Consider the following 23113-nt stretch of genomic DNA (forward strand, 5'->3'; position numbering starts at 1 on the left):
ACCGCGACCTTTTCAGGAGGCACCTTTCATGCGCAGCGAGCTGTTCTCCACGGAGAATCTGGAGAAGGAGTCCGCACAGCCCGGCATGCGGCTGCAGAACTCCAAGATGTTGAAGATCGAGCTCAACGGCGAGGCGATGGCCCGGGTCGGGTCGATGGTCGCCTACCAGGGGCAGGTGCAGTTCCAGGCGCTGGGCTCGGGCGGGCTCGGCAAGTTCCTCAAGCAGAAGCTCACCGGCGAGGGCGTCCCGCTGATGAAGGTCTCCGGTCAGGGTGACGTCTTCCTCGCCGAGCTGGCCAAGGACGTGCACATCATCGACCTTGAGCCGGGCGACGCGCTCTCCATCAACGGCTCCAGTGTGCTCGCCTTCGACTCCACCCTCCAGTACGACATCAAGATGGTCGGCGGCGCCGGGATGGCCTCCTCTTCCGGCCTGTTCAACTGCGTGTTCAGTGGGTACGGCCGGATCGCCATCACGACCAGGGGCACTCCGGTGGTGTTGAACGTGGACGCCCCGACGTACGTCGACCCGCAGGCCGCGGTCTGCTGGTCGGCCAACCTCCAGACCGGCTACCACCGGGCCGAGCAGCTCGGCCTCGGCACGCTCCTCGGGCGACGCACCGGCGAGTCCTTCACGATGAGCTTCGCCGGCCAGGGCTTCGTTGTGGTGCAGCCCTCCGAGGAGCCGCCGATCATGGGCAGTGGCGCGCAGCAGCAGGAGGGCGGCCTGCTCGGCGGTCTGCTGAGCTGATCACGCCGGTGCCGGCGCTCCCGGTCCAGGGCGTGCCGGCACCCGCGGTCAGCTCAGTTCGCCGCTGCGCAGCCGGGCCAGCCAGGCCGCCGCGTCCGCGTAGTCGGCGTCGGAGAGGCCGGCCGGCGCCGGCACCGGCCGCTCGCCCGCCGTCTCGGCCCACCGGTGCCGGGGGTACGAGCCCAGGAAGCGGACGTCGGCGCAGACCCGGCGCAGGCCCTGCAACGCCTCGCCCAGCCGTGCGTCGGCCACGTGCCCCGTGCAGTCCAGGAAGAAGACGTACCGGCCCAGCGCCTCGCCGGTCGGGCGGGACTCGATCCGGGTCATGTTGACCCCCCGGACGGCCAGCTCCATCAGCACCGACAGCAGTGCGCCGACCCGGTCGTGGGCGATGTAGACCGCGAGCGAGGTGAGGTCGTCGCCGGTCGGCGGCGGGGGCGGCCCGGGGCGGGAGACGAGCGCGAACCGGGTCACCGCGTCCGGATGGTCGGCGATCTTGTCGGCGAGCACCGCGAGGCGGTGCCGGGCCGCACCGATCGGCGCGCAGATCGCGGCGTCGTACTCGCCCGCCCCGGCGCCGCCGGCGGCGGCGCCGTTGGAGAGCACGTCGACCACCACCGCGTCGGGCAGGTGGTCGCGCAGCCAGCCCCGGCACTGGGTGGACGCCTGCGGGTGGGCCGCCACGGTGCGGACCGAGGTCATCGAGGTGCCCGGGCGGGCACCGAGCACGAACTCCACCGGCAGGACCACCTCCCGGGTGATCACCAGTGGCTCGCCCTCGGCCATCTCGTCGAGGGTGACACCGACCGCGCCGCCGATCGAGTTCTCCAGCGGCACCAGCGCGGCGTCGGCGTCCCCGGCCCGAACGCTGTCCAGCGCCTCACCCACGCTGCGGGCGGGCGTACGGTTGCCGCGTTCGGCGGCGGGGACGGTGCGCAGCGCCTGTTCGGCGAAGGTGCCCTCCGGGCCCAGGTAGACGAAGCGCGTCGGCGGTGTTCCTGGCATGCGGACCAGCCTACGCACCCGGTCCGAGGACCGGCCCGGCGTCGCAGGCGAGCGTCCGGATCCCCACCGGACCGGTGGCGCGTACCTCGATGGTGCACACGTCGGTGCCGGCGGTGACCAGCTCCGGCGCGGCGACCCGACCGCGGGTGACGACCTGGAGTTCCTCGTGCCCGGTCACCTCCAGCACGGTGTACTGCCAGTCGGCGGCGCAGAGCGGCCCGGTGCGGACCCGGACCCGGACGTTGTCCGGAAGCACGCCGCCCCGGCCGCGCAGCAGCTGCACGATCCGCTGCCCGGTTGGCCCGTTCTGGCAAAGCGTCGCGACCAGTCCCGCGTCCGGGGTGGCGGTCGCGGTGCCGACCGGCGGGGTGGCGGGCGCGGTGCTCGGGGCGCCGGTCGGGCCGGGTGCCGTCGGGGCGCCGGTGCCGGTCGGCGTGCTGGGCGGCTCCCGCAGCTCGGGCGGGGCGCCGCAGCCTGTCAGCACTCCGAAGGCGATCAGCGCCAGCGCCGCCCGCAGGACCCGGGTCGTGGGTAGCGCGCGGGTCGCCACCGGATCGTGGGTCGCCGGTGGGGCGTGGGTGGTCGCCCGCGATGGGGTGGACACGCGGCAAAACGGGGTGAACGGCACTGGCCGATCCTCGGGACATCGGAGAATTCGTCGTGGCCGGGGTGGCCGAGCCCATCGTAGGGGGAGCGGCCGGACGGGTGAAGCTCAGCCGAGGACGCGGTGCCCGGCACGCTCCAGGGCGGCCGTGCCCTCCGTCAACCGCACGGCCGGCACCAGCAGGTAGTCGGTATCGAAGGTGGAGAACGTGACCACGCTGACCCGGGCCTCGGCGAGCGGGTCGACAAGCGCGGCCAGGGTGTCGGTGCCGGCCACGTCCACCGGGCCGGCGACACGCAGGCAGCGCCAGACGGTCTCCACCACGGCCTGTGCGGGGGCCCGCTCGGTCGGGCAGATCACCGAGATCCCGTCGGCCGTCCAGCTCACGGTGACCACGTCGGTGCGACCCAGCCCGCTCGACAACGCGTCCGGCAGGGTGGAGCCGGCGGCCAACCGGCACACGGCGTACTCCCCCGGCAGCAGAGCGATATCGAGCATGAGGGCACCTTACGGCCTCGGTGCGGACCCACCCCAGCATCGCCGCGTGCGGCGAACGACACACTCCGTCGCAGGTCAGACCTCGGAGAAGAAGGTGAGCGAGCCGGCCACGGCACCGTGGGCGAGCACCGGGGTGGAGATCGCGTCGACGGTCGCGTCGGAGCTGTTCGCCGAGGCCGCCTGCACCCGGAGCAGACCGCGGGCGAGCCGGCCGGACGAGAGCGCCAGCAGGGGCGGAATCTTGTCGATCTCGGCCTCGGTCAGCTCGCCGCGGTTGGCGGTGAAGTCCAGTAGGCGCAAGCCGCCGTCGAGCAGCGGCCGCCCGATCAGGCCGTCCGGCTCGCCCAGGCAGAGCAGCTCGCAGCCGGCCGCGGAGATCGCGATCACCCGGGTTTCGGCGTCGATCAGCAGGCACGGCTCGTCGGCCCGGCCGACCGTCGAGGACCACTGGCCGAAGTTGTCGGACTCCGGCTCTGTCGAGGCCCGCGCCGCCGGCACGAACACTTCCGAGAGCGAGAGTTCGACGTGGGCCACCGAGCCTCCTATGTACACCGACGGACTGTCCACGCTAGCGGGTCGCCGACGGAACCACCGAGCGCACCGGGCCACCGGCCGCACTGCCTGAGCCGGGGCGGCCGGTGACGGCGCGAGAGCCGGTGGAGTGGACGGGGACCGGAGCCGCGTGGCGTCGCCGGTGACGTTACCGGCGGTTGGCCGGCTTGTCAGCGGCCGTTCGGCCCTCGTCATACCACCGGTAGTCGGCGGTGTGACGGTACGTGCCGTTCAGCCAGGTGCCCGGGTGCTGCGCGACCCGGGACAGCTTCTCGGCCGTGGCGGGGCTGATCCGGCTGCCGCCGGCCACGAGGAGCCGGTCAAGCTCCCGGTGGGTGGCCATCAGACAGTCCTTCGGCAGGCCGTAGACGCTGATCACGCCGGAGCCGACGAAGGTCAGCACCGGCGTCACCGGCACGGTCAGCCGCACCGCGGTGGAGAGGGCCTTGCTGGCCCGCTTGGCATCCCGGCGGGCCTCCGCCACGTACGGCGGGCGCTTGCCGTTGATCTGCACGACGTCCCCCGCGACGAGCACACGGGCCCGGCCGTGGTCGGCGATGGTCACCGCGAACAGGCCGCTCGGCCCGATGGCGAGGAACCCGGCGCGCTCGTCCTGACCACGGTCGAGCAGGACGTCGGCCACATCGGTGCGGGGCCACTCAATGACGTGCCAGGCCGGCCCGAGATGGTCGAGCTGGCCCAGGGCCCGTGCTCCGGCCGCCTCCAGCCTCCGGGCGCCCCGCTCGGCCCGACGACGGCGGGCCCATTCGAGCGGTGTCGGACGGACCGGTGCGAGAACCCCCGGCGCCTCGACGCGGGGATGGGGCACCGCGACGGGCGGCAGTGCCCGGGCGGTTGGTACGGCTCGTCGTGCGGGAAAGACAGTCATCGCGACCTCCGGCAAAAGGTCCCTCGAAGTTATGTCCCCACTACCCTACGTTGACACTCCCCGTGTTGGGCAAGCCGGAACGCCGGAGTGACTGTGGATGAATGCCATATTCATCCACAGTTCTTTTCTCGGATGCCGCCAAACCCTGCCCTACGCTGCGGGAGTGACCCACTACGTCGACAGCGAAGTCGGCCGGCTCGGCACCGTACTGCTGCACCGGCCCGGCCCGGAACTGGCCCGGCTCACCCCCCGCAACAACGACTCACTCCTGTTCGACGCGATCCCCTGGGTCGGTCGGGCCCAGGAGGAGCACGACGCGTTCGCCGCCGCGCTGCGCGAGCGCGGCGTCGAGGTGCTCTACCTGGCCACCCTGCTGGCCGAGACGTTGGCCGTCGCGGACGCACGGGCCGAACTCACCGAGCAGGTGCTCCGCTCACGCCGGCTCGGCGACACCCTGCGCGCCCGGGTCGCCGACCACCTCTCCTACCTGGACCCGGTCGCGCTGGCCGACGTGCTCACCGCCGGGCTGGCCCACGAGGAACTGCGGATCAGCTCGGAACGGCCCGGCGGCCTGGTCTACACCCTGATGGACCGGCACGACTTCGTCATCGACCCGCTGCCCAACCTGCTCTTCACCCGGGACTCGTCGCTGTGGATCGGCGACCGGGTCGGAGTCACCAGCCTGGCCATGCCGGCCCGCCGCCGGGAGACCACCCTCACCGACGCCATCTACCGCCACCACCCGCGCTTCGCCGGCACCGAGTTCGTCTACCGTCCGCACCTGGAGCACCTGGAGGGCGGGGACGTGCTGCTGCTCGCACCCGGGGTGCTGGCGGTCGGGGTGGGTGAGCGGACGACCCCGGCCGGTGCCGAACGGCTCGGCCGGCAGGTCTTCGCCGCCGGGCTGGCCCACACCATCCTGGTGGTGCCGATCGCCCAGGAGCGCGCCACCATGCACCTGGACACCGTCTGCACGATGGTCGACGTGGACGCCGTGCTGATGTATCCCAACGTCGCCAGCACGCTCTCCGCGTACACCGTGATCGCCGGCGCGGACGGCGAGGACCCACGGGTGGACGGCCCCGCGCCCTTCCTGCGGGCCGCCGCCGACGCGATGGACCTCGACCAGCTCCGGGTCATCGACACCGGGCTCGACCCGGTCACCGCGGAACGCGAGCAGTGGGACGACGGCAACAACACGCTCGCCCTGGCACCCCGGCTCTGCGTCGGCTACGAGCGCAACACCGAAACCAACGCCCAGTTGGAGCGGGCCGGCATCGAGGTGATCCCGATCGCCGGCTCGGAGCTGGGCTCCGGGCGGGGCGGGCCGCGCTGCATGTCCTGCCCAATCACCCGCGACCCCTTGAAGGAAGGGCCCCTTGTTAACGCCTAGTGCATAACAAGGGGCCCTTCCTAACGTCAGCGGAGGGTGAGCTGGCGACCGAGCAGCCCCTGGCGGGCCCGGCGGCCGGCGGCGTCCAGCGGGTCGGTGGCGGCGAGGGCCTCGGCGTACCGCTTGGCGAACTGCGCCACCGGGTCCTCCCAGTCGGTCGCCGGAGTCTCCTCCGGCAGGTCCCAGACCGGCACCAGCCGACCGTGCGCGCGGAACATGCCGGCGAACCGGGTCTGCTCGCCCAACGGCAGCGTGCCAGCCGCGCCGAGCCGGGCCAGCGCGTCGAGGGCGGCGTCCTCTTCGTCCGGCAGCACCCAGCGCACGTGCGCCTTCTCCGGGACCTGGCACCAGTACGCGGCCTTCGCCGCGGTCAGCCGCACCGTCGGGTAGATGGCCGCGTTCGCCCGCTCCAGCGACGCCTGCACGGTCGGGTCGTCCGTGGCGCCAGGGTCGAGCCAGAACTCGAACCCGTCGTGCATGGTGATCTCCAGTGGGCCGTCCACCAGGACGTCCTGCAGTCGGGGGCCTGGCCCGGGCAGCGGCGGCACGCCCACCTGTCCGCCTGGCTCGGTCCGCAACGCGCACAGCAGCGCCTCGGCCAGATCCCGGGAGACGTCACCGGACTGCTGGTGACGTTGCAGACCGATGAGCACCCGGCCGTCCGGCTTGGTGATCGCCGGGGCGGCCATCGGCAGCACCGTGGCCAGCGTGACCGGCCGGTCCCCGAACTCTTCGACAAGGGCGGGCGACAGCCGCAGCTGCGCGGATGCGGCGGGCACCAGTTCACGCAGCGCGATCCACTCGGGCTCGTCGACCAGCCCCTCGAACGGTCGGGGCACGAAGATGTCCCGCACCTTGTCCCGACGGGGGGCGGTGTCCGCGGCGGCGCGCTGGCTCTTTCGACGCTTGCTCACGGCGTCACAGCCTAGAGGCCCGACCGGCTCGTCGTGGGCGGGACCCACGGCGGTCAGTCAGCCCGCCGGCACCAGGTCGGGCCGGGGTGCCGGGGCCGGATCGAACTCCGCCCAGACGCGCTGGCCCAGACCGTCCCGCTCGACGCCCCACCGGGTGGCCAGACCGGCCACGATGTGCAGGCCCCGGCCATCCGCCGCGTCGGGGTTGGCCGTCCGGATCCGTGGCCTGGTGCCCGCGCCGCCATCGGTCACCCGCAGCTGGATCCGCGGCCCGTCGACCGAGGGCCGCAACCGCCAGGCCACCCGGACCACGCCGCCGGGCAGCGGTCGGGCGTGCCGCACCGCGTTGCCCACCAGCTCGGCGAGCACCGCGATCAGGTCCGCGAGGAGCGTCGGGGGTACGACCTCCGCCAGGTCGTCGGCAAGCCGGTGCCGGGCCAGCCGCGCTCCGGTGGGATGGTGTGGGACCACCACGCACCATGCCCGTTCCTTCGCTGCCACCGTCGCCTCCACGTCGCGCCACCGCCGGTCAACCACGCGGCAGCCGCACCTCTGCGACCGTACCGCCGCCGGCCCTCGGACGTAGGGATACCCATCCATTCTGCTGTTCAACGATCCGGCGGACGAGATAGAGGCCGAGCCCCGCGCCCGGGTAGCCGCGCCGGTCGCCGGACTCGCCCTGCCAGAACCGGTCGAACGCCCGCTCCACGTGCTCCGGGCGGATGCCGATGCCCCGGTCGCTGACCCGGAAGGCCACCAGCTGACCGTCGACCGCGGCGGTGATCTCGATCGGCGCGTGCGGCGCCGAATACTTGCCGGCGTTGGTCGTCAGCTCGGTCAGCACGGTGACCAGGCTGGGCCGGTGGCCGAGTGCCTTGGGCAGGTCCGCCGGGAGGCGGAGCACCAGTCGGCGGCGCAGCTCCGCCGGCAGGTCGACGACCGCGGAGCGCAGCGCCTCGCCGAGGTCGAACGGGGTGGGCGGGTCGTCCCCCGGCCCCGCCTCGGCGGCCGAGGAGAGCAGCCGGTCGACCAGCCGGGCCAGCTCGTTGGCGCGCTGCCCGATCACCCGGGCGGCCTGCCGCCGGTCCGACTCGATCAGCGAATCCCAGTGGTCGGTGAGGGTGTCCGCGTACCCCTTGATCACGGTGACCGGGGTGCGCAGCTCGTGGCTGGTCACCGCGACGAACAGCTCGCGGTCGTGGTCCCGACGCTGCTGGTCGGTGATGTCGCGGAAGGTGACCACCCGCAGCGTGCCCGGGCCGGGCAGCTCGCCGGAGGTGATCCGCAGCCAGCGCCCGTCCGGCAGGCGGTGGTCGCGGACCTGGCCGGACGGCGGCAGCGGGAACGGCAGCGGGCGGCTCAGAGCCTGCTCGGCCGCCCGGCCGGTGACCTGGGCGGCGGCCGGGTTCCAGAGTCGGACGTGCCCGTCCCGGTCGACCACGGCCAGCCCGTCGGCGAGCGCGGCCACCACCGGCCCGTCGCCGTGCACGGGCAGCCCGGTCTGGTCGCCGTACATGTGCGCGATGCAGGAGGCGAGGTAGGCGACGACCCCCTGCTGCTCGGCGCTCGGCTCCTCGTCGCCCGGGTAGAGCGCGTGCAGGCTGCCGACGGTGTGACCGCCGATCTCGGCCCGGGAGACCACCATCCGGCGCAGGCCGCAGCCGGCCAACTCGTCGGCGAGCTTGCCGCTGAGGTGGGCGACCCGGGTCTGGCGGACCCGGGGGCCGGAGAGCAGGCAGACAGTGTCCGGGTCGTCGGCCGCCAGCGGGCGGCCGAGGATCCACTCCGCCGCCCCCGTCGCGGCGATCACCCGACCACCGGTCGGGCCGAACTCGGCGAACGCCATGCCGGCCGCGCCGAGCGCGGGTTGGGCCACCCGTAGCAGCTGGGTGAGGACCGGCAGGCCGGCATCGCCAGAGTTGATCATCTCGATCACGACGGTGTGGCCGGCGATGAGAGCGGGGAAGTCGATACGCTCCGGCATGTGCCGAGTGTGCCCCGCCGACCCGGATTTCGGCACCCCTGCCGGGTGGGCGCCGGTCAGCGGTCCAGCCGGGCCAGGGCGTGCGCGGGCCGGTCGGTGATGATCCCGTCCACCCCGGCGGCCAGGACCAGCTCCAGGTCCGCCGGGTCGTTGACCGTCCAGACGTACACCTCGTTGCCGGCCGCACGCAGCGCGGGCAGCAGTTGCGGGCGAGCCCGGACCAGGCCGATACCCGGCCCGGCGATGCGCGTGCCGAACGGCAGCCGCCCCAGGCGGAGCCAGCGCGGCAGCACCTCCAGCAACAGCACCGTGGGCAGCGTCGGTGTCAGCTCGTGGACCCGCCGGACCGCCAGCGGGGAGAACGACATGACGGTGACCTGGACCGGGTCGTCCGGCGCCGGGTCGGTCAGCCCGTACCGGCGCAGCAGGGCGACCAGCCGCCGCTCCACGTTCGAGCCGTAACGGGACGGGTGCTTCGTCTCCACCAGCAGCCGGACCGGACGGCCGGCGGCCAGCACCGCGTCCAGCAGCCGGGCCAGGGTCAGCAGCCGGGTGTGCGACCCGTCGGGCGGCACGTCACCGCTCGGCGTGCCGCCGGGATGCCACGAGCCGAAGTCCAGCGCATCCAGCTCGGCGAGCGTACGCGCGCTGACCAGGCCGCGACCGTTGCTGGTGCGGTCCAGTCGGCGGTCGTGCACGCAGACCAGATGCCCGTCCCGGGTCAGCCGGACGTCGCACTCCAGACCGTCGGCGCCCTCGTCGAGGGCACGCAGGTAGGCGGCGAGGGTGTGTTCCGGAAGGTCGTATGAGGCGCCGCGGTGCGCGAAGACCAGAGGCCCGCCCATCCCGGCCGCCTTCAGATGACCTGGCCGGGCTGCCCGTTGGCGTCGACCACCGGGCGGCCGACGGCGGCCCACTGGCGCATCCCGCCGTCGGCGTTGCGCACCTGCTCCCAGCCGTTGTTGACCAGGTAGGCGACGACCTGGGCGGAGCGCCCGCCGGAGCGGCAGATGACCGCCACGTCCCGGTCGGTCGGCACCTCGGCCAGCCGCGCCGGCAACTCCATCATCGGCAGGTGGTGGGCGCCGGGAGCGTGGCCGGCCGCCCACTCGTCGTCTTCCCGCACATCGAGCAGGTAGGTGTCGTCGGCGATCTCGGTCACGGGCACGGTGGGAACCTGGGGTCCGAACACAGGTACCAACACTAGATCCTCGTCGGCCGGATCGGCATCGACCCGGCCGTCGGCACCATCACAACCGGGTCACCCACCGTGGGTTGGCCTGAGTCCAGGCCGGCACCCTGGTGCCGCGTACGGCCTCGAAGAGCCCGCTGCCGCCGTTGTCCAGCATCACGTACGAGACCTCGCCGATGGTCTGCGGAGACGAGGGCACCTGGACACCCCGCAACCCGTCGGCCGGCAGCGCGCGCAGCGCGAGGAGCAGGTCCTCCAGGGGTACGCCGTTGGTGTCGACGGTCAACGAGCCGCCGACCGCCCGGAGCACCTGGTCCAGCTTGACCGGGTTGCTGCGCAGGTCCGCCTGGCCCGCCCGGTCCAGCATCGCCTTGAGCAGTTGCTGCTGGTGGTGCTGCCGGTCATAGTCGCCGCCGGGCAGGTCGTAGCGCTGCCGTACGTAGTCCAGCGCCTGCGCGCCGTCCATCTGCTGACAGCCGGTGGGGAAGACCCGGTTGGTGTGGATCGAGCGGACCTCGGTGTCCACGCACATCCGCACCCCACCGAGCAGGTCGATCACCTTCCGGAAGCCGGAGAAGTCGATCAGCGCGGCACCGTCGAACCGGATCCCGGTGAGTCGGGTCAGGGTGGCGGAGAGCAACCGTGTGCCGGCCTGCCCGCCTCCGCCGTGCTCGTACGCCGCATTGATCTTGTCCTGGCCGCCGGGGAAGCCGTTCGTCGGCGGGATGGCCACCAGCAGGTCACGCGGGATGGAGACCAGGTACGCCTCCCTGCGCCCGGCGGGTACGTGCACGATGAGGATGGTGTCCGAACGTTGGTCCGGCCCGCTGCCGCCGGGCCGGCGGTCGGAGCCGACCAGCAGGTAGTTCAGTGGCCCGTGCAGATCGGTCCGGTCGGTGCGGGCGTCGAGGTCGAGCAGGATCTCCTTGGCCACCGCTCGGTCGTACCGGTGGCTGAGCGTCTTGAGCCCGACCACGGCGAGCCCGGCCAGCAGGACGAGGGCCAGGCCGATGCCGAGCAGGATCCGCGACCCACGGGCGCGGCGCCGACGGGCGGCTCCGGCCTCGTCGGCCCGGTCCGCCTCGTTCCGCCCCGACCTGGACGTGACCGCCTCCCCGCAGCCGATACGTGAACCCTGCTCACGTCAGGCTACGGGCGGTGACGGGAAGGTCGCCGGCTTTCCGGGACTTTCGGTCGGCCGCCGCCTGCGGAAGGACCCGTCACTTCCGGCTGGAGATCATCTCCGGGTGGGCAAAGACGAATTCGCCCAGCTTGTCCTGCTTCATCGCCCGGAACATCTCCATGGTCTCCTCGTTCAACGCCTCGCGCTTGTTGGCGTTGCCGTTGAACGTGCCGTTGTTGGTCTTGAGCATGGTCAGGTCGTTCGCGGCCACCCCGCGCAGGGTGAAGATGAACTTCTCGATCGGCACACCGCCGGTGTCCAGCACCAACGCCTTGCCGGCCGCCTTGGTCAGCTGCTGGAGCTTCGCCGGGTTGGTCAGCATGCCGCCGTCGGTGGCCTTGCGGGCCATCGCCTTGATCAGCTGCTGCTGGTTCTGCTGGCGGTCGTAGTCGCCACCGGGCAGCCCGTAGCGTTGCCGGGCGTAGTCCAGGGCCGCCCAGCCCTCCATCTGCTGGCAGCCCTTCTTGTGCACCACCGTGGTCATCTGCTTGCCGGTCTTCTTGGCGTCGGCGTTCCACATCGGCTCGCCGTCGACGAACGACATGTGCTTCGACTTGACCTCGTGACTCACGCAGATCTTCACGGTGCCGAGGGTGTCGATGACGTTCTTGAAGCCACCGAAGTTGATGATCGCCGCACCGTCGAAGCTGACTCCGGTGAGCCGCTTGATCGTCTGCGCCATCAGCTGGGCGCCACCCTCCCAGCCGCCGCCGTTGCGGGCGCCCGCCTGGAAAGCGGCGTTGATCTTGTCGGTGCCACCGTCGAACCCGCTCGTCGGGAACGCCGGGATCTGCGCCTCGGTGTCCCGGGGGATGGAGATCAGGTACGCCTGGTCGTGTGAGGCCGGGATGTGCAGGATGATGATGCTGTCCGACCGGACGTCGTCCGCGGCCCAGCGCTCCCGCGCGTCCACGCCGAGCAGCAGCATGTCGATCGGGCCGTCCAGGCTCGCGCCGCCCTCGGCGTCGGACTTGCTGGCGTCACCGAGCAGGTTCCGCTGGGCGATGTCCCCGGTCGCCTGGCTGATCAGCACCTTGCTGCCGACGATGCCCACTCCGCTGCTGAGCATCAGCACGGCACCGAAGATCACCGTCAGTCGGGCCCAGAGCGGGTCCCTGCGCTTCGGGCGCTTTTTCGCCGGCCCGCCGCCCGAGCGGCCACCGCCGCTGGAGCGCCCACCGCCGCCGGGCGGGCGACCACCCGGGCCGCCGCCCGCGGGGCCCGGCTGCATCGGAATGGACGAGGCGATCCGGCCGCTGGGGACGGCGGACCCGGTAGACGAAGGGCGACGGCTGGCCTGAACCGGCATGCGTGCTCCAGCTCGTGATCAGGAGGGGGGCGGCACCACTGTACGTACATCGATTCGACTTGGCGAGTTCATCCCGGGTCAATCCGGACGCCGATTTCGCCGAGGTCGGTCGATCATCGACACCTGATGACCCGAACGGGCGGCTGCCTTTCGGGCAGCCGGCCCGGTCGCCACGGGTCGTACCCATCGTCGGCCGTCCCGCGGGTCAGCCGCCCTCGGTGCCCTTGGGCTGGTTGGCCTTGACCCAGTCCGCCATGGTGTCCGCCGACATGGCCCGGTACATCGCCAGCGCCTTCTCCCGGTCGGAGACCACCACCGACTCGCCGTTGATCGTCTGGCTGCCCGAGTTCGGGCTGGTCACGAAGGTGAGGTTCTGGCCGCGCAGGTTGCGGAACTGCAGGGCCATGTCCGTCACCGAGAAACCCTCGTCGACGGTGGCGGCCGCGGTCACCGACTGGAGGAAGCCGTTGAGCTTCTTCGGGTTCGCCAGCGTGCCCGTGCTCGCCGCCTTGTCCAGCAGCGCCCGGAGGAACTCCTGCTGGTGCCGCATCCGGGCGAAGTCGCCGTCCGGGAACTGCTTGCGCTGGCGGATCCAGTCCAGCGCCTCCGCGCCGTCCATGTGGTTGGTGCCCTTGGTGAACGTCCGGTACGGCTTGTGGATCGAGGTGATGGTCCGCTCCACCTTCAGGTCGACCCCGCCGAGGGCGTCGGTGACCTGCTTGAAGCCGGCGAAGTCGATCGCCATCACGTGGTCGATCCGGACGTCGGTGAAGCACTCCACGGTGCGGACCGCGAGCGGCAGCCCGCCGAACGCGAACGCCGCATTGATCTTCGCGCGCTGGCCGGAGCCGCAGTCCGCGCCGGCACTCTGCGGGATCGGCACGTAGAGGTCACGGGGGATGGAGACCAGGTACGCCTCCTGGTGGTCGGCCGGGATGTGCATCACGATGATCGTGTCGGCCCGCCACTGGCTCTTCGTGTCGACCGGAGCGTCCGGGTCCCGGGAGTCGCTGCCGACCAGCAGGATGTTCAGCGCGCCGTCGACGGTCTTGGCCGGCCGGCCACCGGTGATCTCCGCGAACGGATCGGTCCGGGCCAGGTCGCCGTCGAGGTTGCGCGCGTACAGCCAGGCGCCGATGCCGCCGAGCAGCGCCAGCACCAGCACCGCGATCCCGGCGACCAGGCCGATCCGACCCCAGCGCGGCCGTGGGCCGCGCCGGCCCGGCCCGCCGGCGCCACCCGGCCCACCCGGTCCGCCGGGCCCCCGCGGCCCCTCCGGGCCGCCCGGCCGGGGCAGCTCCTCATCGGGTGACGGGTACCAGCGCGTCTCGCTCGGACGGGCACGTCCGGAGGCGCCCCGGTCGGGGCCGGGCACGGAGGCCCGCCCGGCGCTGCGGTGCAGGTACGGGTGCGGAACGCCGGCAGACGAGGTCGCTGACATGTAACTCAGGGTACGTAGGACGAGCCACTACCGCCCTCAGGCGACACTCAGCCAGCTGTCGTGCGTCGCCGGCCGGTTACCCTAGCCGCGCCCGGAAGTGCTCGATCGTGCGTCGCAGGCCGTCTTCGGGCGCCACGGTCGGCTCATATCCGAGCAGTTCGCGGGCGAGGGTCAGGTCCGGGCGGCGCATCTCCGGGTCATCCGAGCTCCGAGTGATGTACGTCACTTCCGAGTTGCTGTCGGAGAGCGACACGATCAACTCAGCCAGTTGCCGCATGGTGAGCTCGTGCTCGGTGCCGCAGTTGATCGGACCGGTCTCGGTCGAGTCGAGCAGCAGCAGGATGCCTCGCACCAGGTCCTCGACGAAACAGATGGACCGGGTCTGGTTACCGGTGCCGTGCACGGTGAGCGGCTCGCCGCGCAGCGCCTGGGAGATGAAGGTCGGGATGGCGCGGCCGTCGTCCGGGCGCATCCGCGGGCCGTACGTGTTGAAGATCCGGACGATCGCCGCGTCGAGCCCGCGGTGGCGGTGGTACGCCATGGTGGCCGCCTCGGAGAAGCGCTTCGCCTCGTCGTAGACGCTGCGTACCCCGATCGGGTTGACGTTGCCCCAGTAGGTCTCGCGCTGCGGGTGCTCCTTCGGGTCCCCGTACGCCTCGGAGGTGGAGGCCATCAGGAACCGGGCGCCATCGGCGACCGCGCGGTCCAGCAGGTGCAGGGTGCCCACCGAGCCGACCCGCAGGATCTCCACCGGCAAATGGGCGAAGTCGGTGGGGCTGGCCGGCGACGCCATGTGCAGGATCGCGTCGAACCGCTCGGCCAGCGCCGGGTGGTGCGTCGGCAGACCGTCGGAGATGTCCGCCTCGACCAGGGTGAAGGTCGGCCGGTCCAGCAGGTGGGCGACGTTCTCCTTGGACCCGGTGACGAAGTTGTCCAGCGCCACCACCGTGCAACCCCGGGCGATCAGGGCGTCCACCAGGTGCGACGGGACGAAACCGGCGCCGCCGGTGACGAGAATGCGGTGACCGGAACCGAAGCGCTCAGCAACCTTCATGCCGATCAGCCTACCGACCCCCGGAATTAAGGAAGGGCCCCCTGTTAACGCCTGGCGTTGTACAGGGGGCCCTTCTTAACAAGGTGCCGCGGTTAGTGGGCGCCGGCGCCGGTGAGGGCGCGGACCTCCAGCTCCGCGTACTTGTCCTCGTCGTGCTCCTTGGAAACGAGGGTGCCGATCCAGCCGCACAGGAAGCCGAACGGGATGGAGAGGATGCCCGGGTTGGACAGCGGGAACCACTGCCAGTCGTGCTCCGGGAACATCGACGTCGCCGCCCCGGAGACCACCGGCGAGAAGAACACCAGCAGTACGGCCGAGATCAGCCCGCCGTAGATCGCCCACACCGCGCCGGAGGTGTTGAACCGCCGCCAGAACAGGCTGTAGAGGATCGCCGGCAGGTTGCCCGAGGCGGCCACGGCGAACGCCAGCGCCACCAGGAATGCCACGTTCAGGTTCTGCGCGAAGATCGACAAGGCGATCGAGACCGCGCCGATCACCAGGGCGGAGATCCGGGCGACCCGTACCTCCTGCCGCTCCGACGCCTCGCCCCTCCGCATGACGTTCGCGTAGAAGTCGTGCGCCAGGCTGGACGAGGAGGCCAGAGTCAACCCGGCGACCACCGCCAGGATCGTGGCGAAGGCGACCGCCGCGATGATCGCCAGCAGAGCCGCCCCACCCACGTCGCCGCCGAGGAAGTCGATGCCGAGCGCCTCGGCCAGCTGTGGCGCGGCCGTGTTGCCAGCCTTGTCCTGTGCGGTGATCGCCTCGCCGCCGACCAGTGCCGCGGCGCCGAAGCCGAGGGCCAGGGTGAGCAGGTAGAACGTGCCGATGATGCCGATCGCCCAGAGCACGCTCTTGCGGGCCGCCTTCGCGGTCGGCACGGTGTAGAAGCGGATCAGGATGTGCGGCAGGCCGGCGGTGCCGAGCACCAGGGCGATGCCGAGCGAGAGCAGGTCCATCTTGCTGTAGAAGGTCTTCAGCGCGTCGCCGGGTGTCTCCACCCCGTAGCGGAGTCCGGGTTCCAGGAAGGCGGCTCCCTTGCCGGAGGCGTCCGCGGCGTCGCCGAGCAGCGAGGAGAGGTTGAACTTGTACTTCGCCAGCACCAGCAGGGTCATCACCAGCGCGCCGCTCATCAGCAGGAACGCCTTGACGATCTGCACGTAGGTGGTGCCCTTCATGCCACCCACGGTGACGTAGATGATCATCAGGGCGCCGACCATGATGATGGTGGCGATCTTCGCGGCGTCCGCGTCCATGCCGAGGAAGGTGGTCCCCGGCTTGATGCCGAGCAGCAGTGCCACCAGCGCGCCGGCGCCCACCATCTGGGCCAGCAGGTAGAAGATCGACACCGTGATTGTCGAGACCGCCGCCGCTGTACGCACCGGACGCTGGCGCATCCGGAACGCCAGGACGTCGGCCATCGTGTACCGGCCGGAGTTGCGCAGCAGCTCCGCGACCAGCAGGAGGGCGACCAGCCAGGCGACCAGGAAGCCGATGGAATAGAGGAAGCCGTCGTAGCCGTAGAGCGCGATGATGCCGGCGATGCCGAGGAATGAGGCGGCCGACATGTAGTCGCCACCGATCGCCATGCCGTTTTGGAAGCCGGAGAAGGACCGGCCGCCCGCGTAGAAGTCGGTCGCGGTCTTGGTCTGCCGGCTGGCCCAGATGGTGATGGCCAGGGTCACGGCCACGAAGACCAGGAAGAGCGTGATGGTCAGGTTACGGGCGGTGTTGCTGCCCGCCTCGGCCGCGAGGAGCGGGTTAGCCGCGAGGACCGTCTTCATGGGTCACCTCCCCGATCTCGGCGCGGATCCGGTCGGCGACCGGGTCGATCTTCCGGTCCGCGTACCGGGAGTAGAGCCAGGCGATCACGAACGTGGAGACGAACTGGAGCAGACCGAAGACCAGCGCGACGTTGATGTTGCTGCCGAACAGCTTCGTGCCCATGAAGTCCCGGGCGTACGCGGAGAGAATGACGTAGAGCGCATACCACAGGAAGAACGCGACGGTCATCGGGAAGACGAAGCCGCGCAGCGCGCGCCGCAGCCCGGCGAACTCGTCCGACCGTTGTACGGCCAGGTATCTGTCCGGCTGGGAAGCGGTCGACGCGGGTGTGTCCGTGGACATCTGTGGATCACCACCTTCACAAGCGTTGGAGGAGTTTCGCGCACGGTAAAGAGCGCGCTCCCCGCCGGGGAAGGCCGAGATCGACGCCGGTCAGCGAGTGCGCCGAGCGGTTGACTGGCTGCGCCGAGTGACCCAGGTCACTCCGGTGACCGGTCGGTCGTCGCGACGGCCGTCAGGACCTGCGTTCAGCCGGGCAGCTCGTGGTAGCGACCGCGGTAGTGCAGCAGCGGGCTGGCCTCCTCGGCCAGGTCGACCGCCTCGATCGTGGCCTCCACCAGCAGCGCCCAGCCGTACTCCCGGGCGGTGTCCAGTCGGCAGCCGACCCATCCGCCGGCGTCCGTCGGGACCGGCCCGTACGGGGTGTCGGTCCACGCCCCGCTGGCGAAGAGCCCACCTGGGGCGGGGAAGAGGCCGGCGAACCGGTCGGCGAGCTGCCGGTGCGGCGGCCCGAGCGGCGCGACCGCGAACCGGCCCGCCTCCTCGATCGCCGCCCAGAGATCGGACTCCGCGTCGATCAACCCGAGCAGCCGGTCTGGCTCCCCCTCGGCGACCAGGGTGGACGAGACGGTCAGCCCGGCCGGGCCCGGCGCGGTCCAGAGGGTCACCGGCGCGGCGAGCCGACCACGCAGCCGGCGGACCGGCGACCGTTGCCCGGCCGGCACCGCGAACGGGTCGGTGTGGTGGATCTCGGCGCCCGGCTCATGATTCACGTGAAACATTGTGACCCCACCGCCCCGCCCCGAGGACCCGACCGGCGAAGGTCCGGACCAGGGCAGGTCGGCGGCCCGGGACAGCGGGCCGTGCTCAGCGGCGCGGGGTGACCGTGGCCAGCAGCTCCGGCTGCCGCCGGTCCAGCACGTCGCCGGCCAGGTACGCACCCAGCAGCGCCGCGCCCAGCCCATACGCCGCACCGACCGGCAGGGCCAACCAGAGCCAGGCGTCATCGAGCAGCGCCGCGGCCACCACCATCGGCACCCCGGCGACCGCCGCGACGACCATGGCCAGCAGGGTGAGCAGGCCCTTCGCCATGCCCGCACCGGTGTTCATCGCGAACGGGTTGCTCGTTTCCGGCAGCGAGTACGCCCCGAGTACCGACACGAAGCTGCTCACCGCCAGCCCGGCACCGTAGGTGGCGACCATGCTGCCGGCGGTCAGCCCGATCCAGCCCGGGTGGCCGAGCAGCAGCGACAGCGCCACCGCGACGACCGTCAGCATCGGCAGCACGTACAACGAGAAGGCCGTCATCCGCGCACGCAGCTCGACCCGGCCGGGCACCCCGGCCACCACGTTCGCGGCGTACGAGCTGCCGTCGAAGCCGAACTGGTTGGCCAGGGTGACCGAGGCGAGCACACCGACGAAGAGCATGGAGATGGTGACCAGGACCGGTGAGCTGTCGGCGGCACTCATCGTCATGCCCTGCTCGCCCTCGACGAAGCCCGCACCGCCGAGGTTGGTCATCACCGGCACGAAGATGCCGACCACCGCGATCGTGATCAGGTTGGCCCGGCGGCGGGCGTCCCGCCACCAGTAGCGGGCCTCCCGGGCGACCAGGGCGCCGAACCGGTCCCGACGCATCCGGCCGGTGATCCGGGGAAACAGCTGGGCGACCGCGCCACCGGCGGCGCCTCGCCGGACCGGGGCCCGGCCGGAGCTGACCGCTCCCACCATCGCCGACTCCAGCGACCGTGACCACCAGGCCAGCAGGGCGCCGAGCGCGACCACGGTGATCAGCAGCTTGACCGGAGCGGCCCAGACCCGCCCCTGGGCCATGTCGATGCCGGCGGTCCACGGTGCGCCGAACGGCGTCCACCCGATCACGGTCGCCACCCCGGTCAGCCGGTCCCAGTCCGTCTCGCGCAGCGCGGCCAGGCCGAAGATCTGCAGCGGGCCGAGCAGCGCGGCGGTCACCGCCAGCAGGACAGCCGCCAGGTCACGCACCCGGCGCGACCGCAGCATGCTGGCGAAGGCGCTGGTCACCGCCCGGCTGGCGGCCACACAGAGCAGCAGCCCGGCGACCACACCGACGACGGCCACCACTCCGGCGGACCAACCACCCAGCGTCCAGGCGGTGAGCACCAACCCGAACGTCGCGATCAGCATCGCCAGCGCCGACACGCTGACCAGGGCCGCGGAGAACAGGCCGACGACCAGGGTGCGGCGGGGCAGGGGCAGCAGCGCGAACCGGGCCGGGTCCAGTGTCTCGTCGACCCCGAAGAAGACCAGCGGCAGCAGCAGCCAACCGAGCACCAGCAGCCCGCCACCGCCCGCCGCGACCAGCATCGCGTACCGGCCGTTGTCCGTCATGCCCGGCACGGCGAAGAGGAAGAAGCCGCTGGCGGCGAACCAGAGCCCGACCAGCGCGCCGCCGATGAACATCGCGATCCGCCAGCCCTGGCCGCGGAAGCTGTTGCCCATCACCCGCAGTTTCAGCCGCAGGAAGTGCCGGGCGGAGACGGCGCGGACCGGCCCGGCGGGCGCGCCGGCGGTGCTCACCGGGAGAGCCACGACAGCTCCTCACCGGTCGCGGTACGCCCGCCGACCACCTCGACGAAGACCTGCTCCAACGAGCGGTCGCCGCGTACCTCCCCGATCGTGCCGACCCGCTTGATGACGCCCCCGGCGAGAATCGCCACGTGCGAGCAGAGCCGCTCGACGACCTCCATCACGTGGCTGGAGAAGACCACGGTGCCGCCGCCGGCCGCGTACCGGGTGAGGATGTCCCGGATCAGGGCGGCGGAGACCGGGTCGACGGCCTCGAACGGCTCGTCCAGCACCAGCACCCGGGGGCCGTGCAGCAGCGCGCAGGCAAGGCCGATCTTCTTCTTCATGCCCGCCGAGTAGTCCACCACCAGCGTCCGGCCGGCGTCGCCGAGGGCCAGCACGTCCAGCAGCTCCGCGGCCCGCTGGTCGACCACCGCCGGGTCCATCCCGCGCAACAACCCGTTGTACGCCAGCAGCTCCGCCCCGGTCAGCCGGTCGAACAGCCGGACCCCGTCCGGCATCACGCCGAGCAGCCGCTTGGCCGCGACCGGGTCCCGCCACACGTCGTGCCCGAGCACCCAGGCCGAACCGCCATCCGGCCGCAACAGCCCGACCGCCATCGACAGCGTGGTGGTCTTGCCGGCGCCATTCGGGCCGAGCAGGCCGTAGAAGGAGCCGGCGGGGACATCGAGGTCGACGCCAGCCACTGCGATCGTTCCGTCGAACCGCTTCGCCAGGCCACGCAGCGCCAGCGCGGGATGCTCACCAGTCATGTGCCGACGTTATCCGTCGGCTACCACTTGCGCGCTCCGGCGGCAGGCGGACCCGTCGTCATCCCCAGGACGGACGTCTCCTACATGCGGAGGGCCTCGGGGGTGTGCAGGCGGAGCATGGTGGCAGCGACGTCGGCGGGGGCCCGCCGACGGGTCGCCACCGACACCGCGACCATCACGGTGAAGGCCAGGGGCACCGTCCAGGCGGCCGGCTGCGCGGTGAGCGTGGCCGGCCAGCCGGACAGCGGCGGGCCGAGCACGGTGACCAGCACCGCGCCGATCGCCGCGCCGCCGCCAACCAGCACACCGGCGGCGGCGCCCAGGTCGGTCAATCCGCGCCACCAGATGCCGAGCACCAGCAGAGGGCAGAAACTCGACGCGGCGACCGCGAAGGCGAGCCCGACCACCTGCGACACGTCCAGCCCGGCGAGGTTGAGCGCCAGCACCGCCGGCACGCCCCCGGCGATCACCGTGGCCAGCCGGAAGCCGCGCACCGAGCCTCGGCCGAGCACGTCCGTCGAGATCACCCCGGCGACGCTGGTCAGCAGACCGGACGAGGTGGAGAGGAAAGCCGCGAACGCGCCCGCCGCGACCAGCGCGGCGAGCAGCCGCCCGACCAGCCCGTCGCCGAGGGCCGCGCCGGGCAGCAGCACCACCACCGCGTCGGTCTGCCCGCTGACCAGCAACTGCGGGGTGTAGATCCGACCGAGCACCCCGTACAGGGTCGGGAGCAGGTAGAAGGCGCCGACCAGGGCCAGCACGACCAGCGTGGTCCGGCGGGCCGCCGCGCCGTCGGGATTGGTGTAGAAGCGGACCAGCACGTGCGGCAGACCCATGGTGCCCAGGAAGGTGGCCAGAATCAGCGAGTACGTGGCGAACAGGCCCCGGTCGTCGTCGCCGGCGGTGCTGGGCAGCAGCCAGTCGCCGGCGTCGGTGGCGACTCCGGACACCTCCGGCACCGGGTCGCCCGCGGCGAAGGTCAGCTCATCGCCGGGGCTCACCTCCCGGACGTCGCCGTCGGGCAGGGTGAGGGTCGCGCGGTGCTCGACCACGACGGTGGTCGCGGTCCGGAACGTCGGCCCGTCGGGAGGGGTCACCGCCGGCCGGGCATCGGCCTGCCACTGCAACGCCAGGAAGATCGCCGGTACGGCGAGCGCGGTCAGCTTGAGCCAGTACTGGAACGCCTGGACGAAGGTGATCGCCCGCATCCCGCCGAGCGCCACGTTCGCGGTGACGACGGCTGCCACCAGCAGGGCGCCGAGCGGGTACGGGGAGCCGGTCACCGTGGCCAGGGTGAGCCCCGCGCCCTGGAGCTGTGGCACCAGGTAGAGCCACCCGATGAAGATCACGAAGGCGGTGGCCAGGATGCGCAGCCGGCGCGATCCCAGCCTCAGCTCGCAGAAGTCGGGCAGGGTGAACGCGCCCGAGCGGCGCAGCGGTGCGGCCACGAAGAGCAGCAGGGCGAGGTAGCCGGCAGCGAATCCGACCGGGTACCAGAGCACGTCCACGCCGTACTTGAGGACGAGGCCGGCGATGCCGAGGAAGCTAGCCGCCGACAGGTACTCCCCGCCGATGGCGGCGGCGTTCCAGGTCGGACTGATCACCCGGGAGGCGACCAGGAAATCGGAGGTGGTCCGGGCCAGCCGCAGCCCGTAGAAGCCGATCCCGACGGTGACCAGGGTGACCGCGACGATAGCCGGGACCACGTAGTCGTTGCCCACCTCAGCGCTCCGGCCGCTGCACCAGGTCGGTGAAGTCCTGCTCGTTGCGCTCGGCCAGCCGCACGTACGCCCAGCCCACCGCGATCAGGAACGGGAAGGACGCCACCCCCAGCAGCAGCCAGGGCAGGTTGACGCCGGCGACCGTCGTCCGGCCGAGCGACGGTGCGATGGCGAACAGCCAGGGCAGCCCGCCGAGCCCGATGGCCACCACGAGCGAGAGCCGCAGCGCCAGCGCGAGCTGGGCCCGGACCAGGCCGCGGACCAGCGCCTCGCCGACCTGCGTCTGCTGCGCCAGTTCGGCGCGGGTCCGCTCGGCGCGGGTGTCCTGCCGGGTGATGTCGGCCAGCACGATCCGGGTCCGGCGGGGCGGCGGTGCCGTACCGCCGGGCCCCACGTCTGGGAGTCGCTCGGCCACCCCGGCAGTCTCACCCGCCCTGCCGGAATGTCAAGCAGTCTCGTTCACCAGCGCAGTGGGTGGCATTGTGAATAACCTGTGGAGAACGGGTCACCCCTGTGGATAACCCGGTGGGCATCGCCGTGCGGGCCCCGCCTGGCAGCCCACCGGCGTCGTCCTCACTCCAGCCCGACGCGTTCCGGGCGGGCGGAGGCGGAGCCGAGCCAGGTGTGCGGGTTGCCGTGCCAGCACCAGCCCAGTTTTGGCGCGCCCTGGCTGATCCAGATCGCTGGCACCCGCTTGTCGCCGCAGCGCGAGCCGACCAGCGAGAAGCACTTGTTCTTCGCCAGCGCCGCTGGGTACAGGGTGACGAAGGCGAGCCCCTCGTCGATGGTGAGCGGCAGTCGGTCCTGGCCGATGATCACCTCCATCGCAGACGCGGGGGCCAGGTTCAGCGTCTCCTCACCGCGGTCCACATCGAAAAGCAGGTACGCGGGACCCGGCGGCACCTCCAGTTCCTTGATCGGATCGAACTTCGGCAGGTCGTCCTCGCCGTAGTGCCGGTCGAGGAAGCCGGGCTTGCGCTTGCCGGCCAGCGTGGTGAGTGCCAGCCGCTGCTCGACCGTTGCCAGGTCGCGGGTGATGACCAGCAGGAACGGCACCCGGCCCTCGGTCGGTGCGGGCAGCCCGGCCGCGCCCGCGATCGCCGCCGCGCGGAGTGGGGCGACCACGGCACGGAAGGCGTCCTCGGTCAGGTCGGCGAGCGCCGGGTATCCCAGCTCCACCAGGCGGTCGAGCTGGCGGTCGAATTCGGTGGCGGCGTCGAACACGGGCGGGCTCCATTCGTC

General features: G+C 72.0%; 23 protein-coding genes and 1 pseudogene. 2 read left to right on the forward strand and 22 right to left on the reverse strand.

Annotated features, from left to right (window positions below; genetic code table 11):
• Window positions 1-28: 28 nt before the first annotated feature.
• On the forward strand, window positions 29-751 hold the full coding sequence (locus tag ACWD6N_RS13850) for an AIM24 family protein (protein ID WP_354967161.1): 723 nt from the start codon (window positions 29-31) through the stop codon (window positions 749-751).
• Window positions 752-799: 48 nt separating this feature from the next.
• On the opposite strand, the gene pheA is transcribed toward ACWD6N_RS13850, so the two are convergent.
• The 5 genes from pheA to ACWD6N_RS13875 form a co-directional block, all read right to left on the reverse strand.
• A complete protein-coding gene (gene pheA, locus ACWD6N_RS13855; protein WP_450004806.1) occupies window positions 800-1756 on the reverse strand; it encodes a prephenate dehydratase in 957 nt (318 codons plus the stop codon).
• Between the two features lie 10 nt (window positions 1757-1766).
• A complete protein-coding gene (locus tag ACWD6N_RS13860; RefSeq protein WP_450004820.1) occupies window positions 1767-2273 on the reverse strand; it encodes a hypothetical protein in 507 nt (168 codons plus the stop codon).
• 195 nt (window positions 2274-2468) lie between these two features.
• On the reverse strand, window positions 2469-2858 hold the full coding sequence (locus ACWD6N_RS13865; RefSeq protein ID WP_089018469.1) for an ACT domain-containing protein: 390 nt from the start codon (window positions 2856-2858) through the stop codon (window positions 2469-2471).
• 75 nt (window positions 2859-2933) lie between these two features.
• On the reverse strand, window positions 2934-3392 hold the full coding sequence (locus ACWD6N_RS13870; RefSeq protein ID WP_354967163.1) for a hypothetical protein: 459 nt from the start codon (window positions 3390-3392) through the stop codon (window positions 2934-2936).
• A 166-nt stretch (window positions 3393-3558) separates the two neighbouring features.
• Complete coding sequence (locus ACWD6N_RS13875; RefSeq protein ID WP_354967164.1) at window positions 3559-4299, reverse strand: hypothetical protein; 741 nt, start codon at window positions 4297-4299, stop codon at window positions 3559-3561.
• Window positions 4300-4462: 163 nt separating this feature from the next.
• Here ACWD6N_RS13875 and ACWD6N_RS13880 point away from each other — a divergent pair, with 163 nt between their 5' ends.
• The gene (locus ACWD6N_RS13880) at window positions 4463-5692 is read left to right on the forward strand and encodes an arginine deiminase (protein WP_354967165.1); all 1230 of its coding nucleotides are present in this window, start codon (window positions 4463-4465) and stop codon (window positions 5690-5692) included.
• 26 nt (window positions 5693-5718) lie between these two features.
• Here the strand turns inward: ACWD6N_RS13880 and ACWD6N_RS13885 are convergent, their stop codons facing one another.
• The 17 genes and pseudogenes from ACWD6N_RS13885 to ACWD6N_RS13965 all read right to left on the reverse strand — a co-directional run bounded on the left by ACWD6N_RS13885 (window position 5719) and on the right by ACWD6N_RS13965 (window position 23095).
• Window positions 5719-6606, reverse strand: a complete 888-nt coding sequence (locus ACWD6N_RS13885; protein WP_450004807.1) for a DUF5926 family protein — start codon at window positions 6604-6606, stop codon at window positions 5719-5721.
• Between the two features lie 57 nt (window positions 6607-6663).
• A complete protein-coding gene (locus tag ACWD6N_RS13890; protein ID WP_354967220.1) occupies window positions 6664-7080 on the reverse strand; it encodes an ATP-binding protein in 417 nt (138 codons plus the stop codon).
• Between the two features lie 55 nt (window positions 7081-7135).
• Window positions 7136-8590 carry a PAS domain-containing sensor histidine kinase gene (locus tag ACWD6N_RS13895; RefSeq protein WP_449936796.1) on the reverse strand — a complete coding sequence of 485 codons (1455 nt, stop codon included), beginning with the start codon at window positions 8588-8590 and terminating at the stop codon, window positions 7136-7138.
• 56 nt (window positions 8591-8646) lie between these two features.
• On the reverse strand, window positions 8647-9435 hold the full coding sequence (locus ACWD6N_RS13900; protein WP_450004808.1) for a glycerophosphodiester phosphodiesterase: 789 nt from the start codon (window positions 9433-9435) through the stop codon (window positions 8647-8649).
• A gap of 11 nt (window positions 9436-9446) precedes the next feature.
• Window positions 9447-9782, reverse strand: coding sequence for a rhodanese-like domain-containing protein (locus ACWD6N_RS13905; protein ID WP_089018477.1), 336 nt, complete (start codon window positions 9780-9782; stop codon window positions 9447-9449).
• Window positions 9783-9840: 58 nt separating this feature from the next.
• A complete protein-coding gene (locus ACWD6N_RS13910; protein ID WP_449936790.1) occupies window positions 9841-10716 on the reverse strand; it encodes an LCP family protein in 876 nt (291 codons plus the stop codon).
• Window positions 10717-11002: 286 nt separating this feature from the next.
• Window positions 11003-12196, reverse strand: coding sequence for an LCP family protein (locus ACWD6N_RS13915; RefSeq protein ID WP_387325041.1), 1194 nt, complete (start codon window positions 12194-12196; stop codon window positions 11003-11005).
• Window positions 12197-12479: 283 nt separating this feature from the next.
• Window positions 12480-13715: an LCP family protein gene (locus ACWD6N_RS13920; RefSeq protein WP_450004809.1), complete on the reverse strand. Its 1236-nt coding sequence runs from the start codon at window positions 13713-13715 to the stop codon at window positions 12480-12482.
• Window positions 13716-13791: 76 nt separating this feature from the next.
• Complete coding sequence (locus ACWD6N_RS13925; protein WP_354967171.1) at window positions 13792-14769, reverse strand: NAD-dependent epimerase/dehydratase family protein; 978 nt, start codon at window positions 14767-14769, stop codon at window positions 13792-13794.
• Window positions 14770-14861: 92 nt separating this feature from the next.
• Complete coding sequence (locus ACWD6N_RS13930; protein WP_387325050.1) at window positions 14862-16553, reverse strand: solute symporter family protein; 1692 nt, start codon at window positions 16551-16553, stop codon at window positions 14862-14864.
• On the reverse strand, window positions 16531-16896 hold the full coding sequence (locus ACWD6N_RS13935) for a DUF485 domain-containing protein (RefSeq protein WP_387325053.1): 366 nt from the start codon (window positions 16894-16896) through the stop codon (window positions 16531-16533). The genes ACWD6N_RS13930 and ACWD6N_RS13935 overlap by 23 nt, the downstream gene beginning before the upstream one ends.
• A 185-nt stretch (window positions 16897-17081) precedes the next feature.
• Window positions 17082-17633, reverse strand: a pseudogene (locus ACWD6N_RS13940) (flavin reductase family protein); the annotation flags it as partial.
• 67 nt (window positions 17634-17700) lie between these two features.
• Window positions 17701-19401, reverse strand: coding sequence for an ABC transporter permease (locus tag ACWD6N_RS13945; protein WP_387325056.1), 1701 nt, complete (start codon window positions 19399-19401; stop codon window positions 17701-17703).
• Window positions 19386-20150: an ABC transporter ATP-binding protein gene (locus tag ACWD6N_RS13950; protein ID WP_450004810.1), complete on the reverse strand. Its 765-nt coding sequence runs from the start codon at window positions 20148-20150 to the stop codon at window positions 19386-19388. Before ACWD6N_RS13950 ends, ACWD6N_RS13945 begins: the two co-directional genes overlap by 16 nt.
• An 80-nt stretch (window positions 20151-20230) precedes the next feature.
• Window positions 20231-21871 (reverse strand): sodium/solute symporter, encoded by a 1641-nt coding sequence (locus ACWD6N_RS13955; RefSeq protein ID WP_354967176.1) that lies wholly within the window; start codon window positions 21869-21871, stop codon window positions 20231-20233.
• Between the two features lies 1 nt (window position 21872).
• Entirely contained in the window at window positions 21873-22286 is a 414-nt protein-coding gene (locus ACWD6N_RS13960) for a DUF485 domain-containing protein (protein WP_354967177.1), read from the reverse strand.
• A 158-nt stretch (window positions 22287-22444) separates the two neighbouring features.
• A complete protein-coding gene (locus ACWD6N_RS13965; RefSeq protein ID WP_354967178.1) occupies window positions 22445-23095 on the reverse strand; it encodes a DUF5701 family protein in 651 nt (216 codons plus the stop codon).
• Between the last annotated feature and the right edge of the window lie 18 nt (window positions 23096-23113).

The sequence above is a fragment of the Micromonospora sp. NPDC005163 genome (assembly GCF_053599835.1).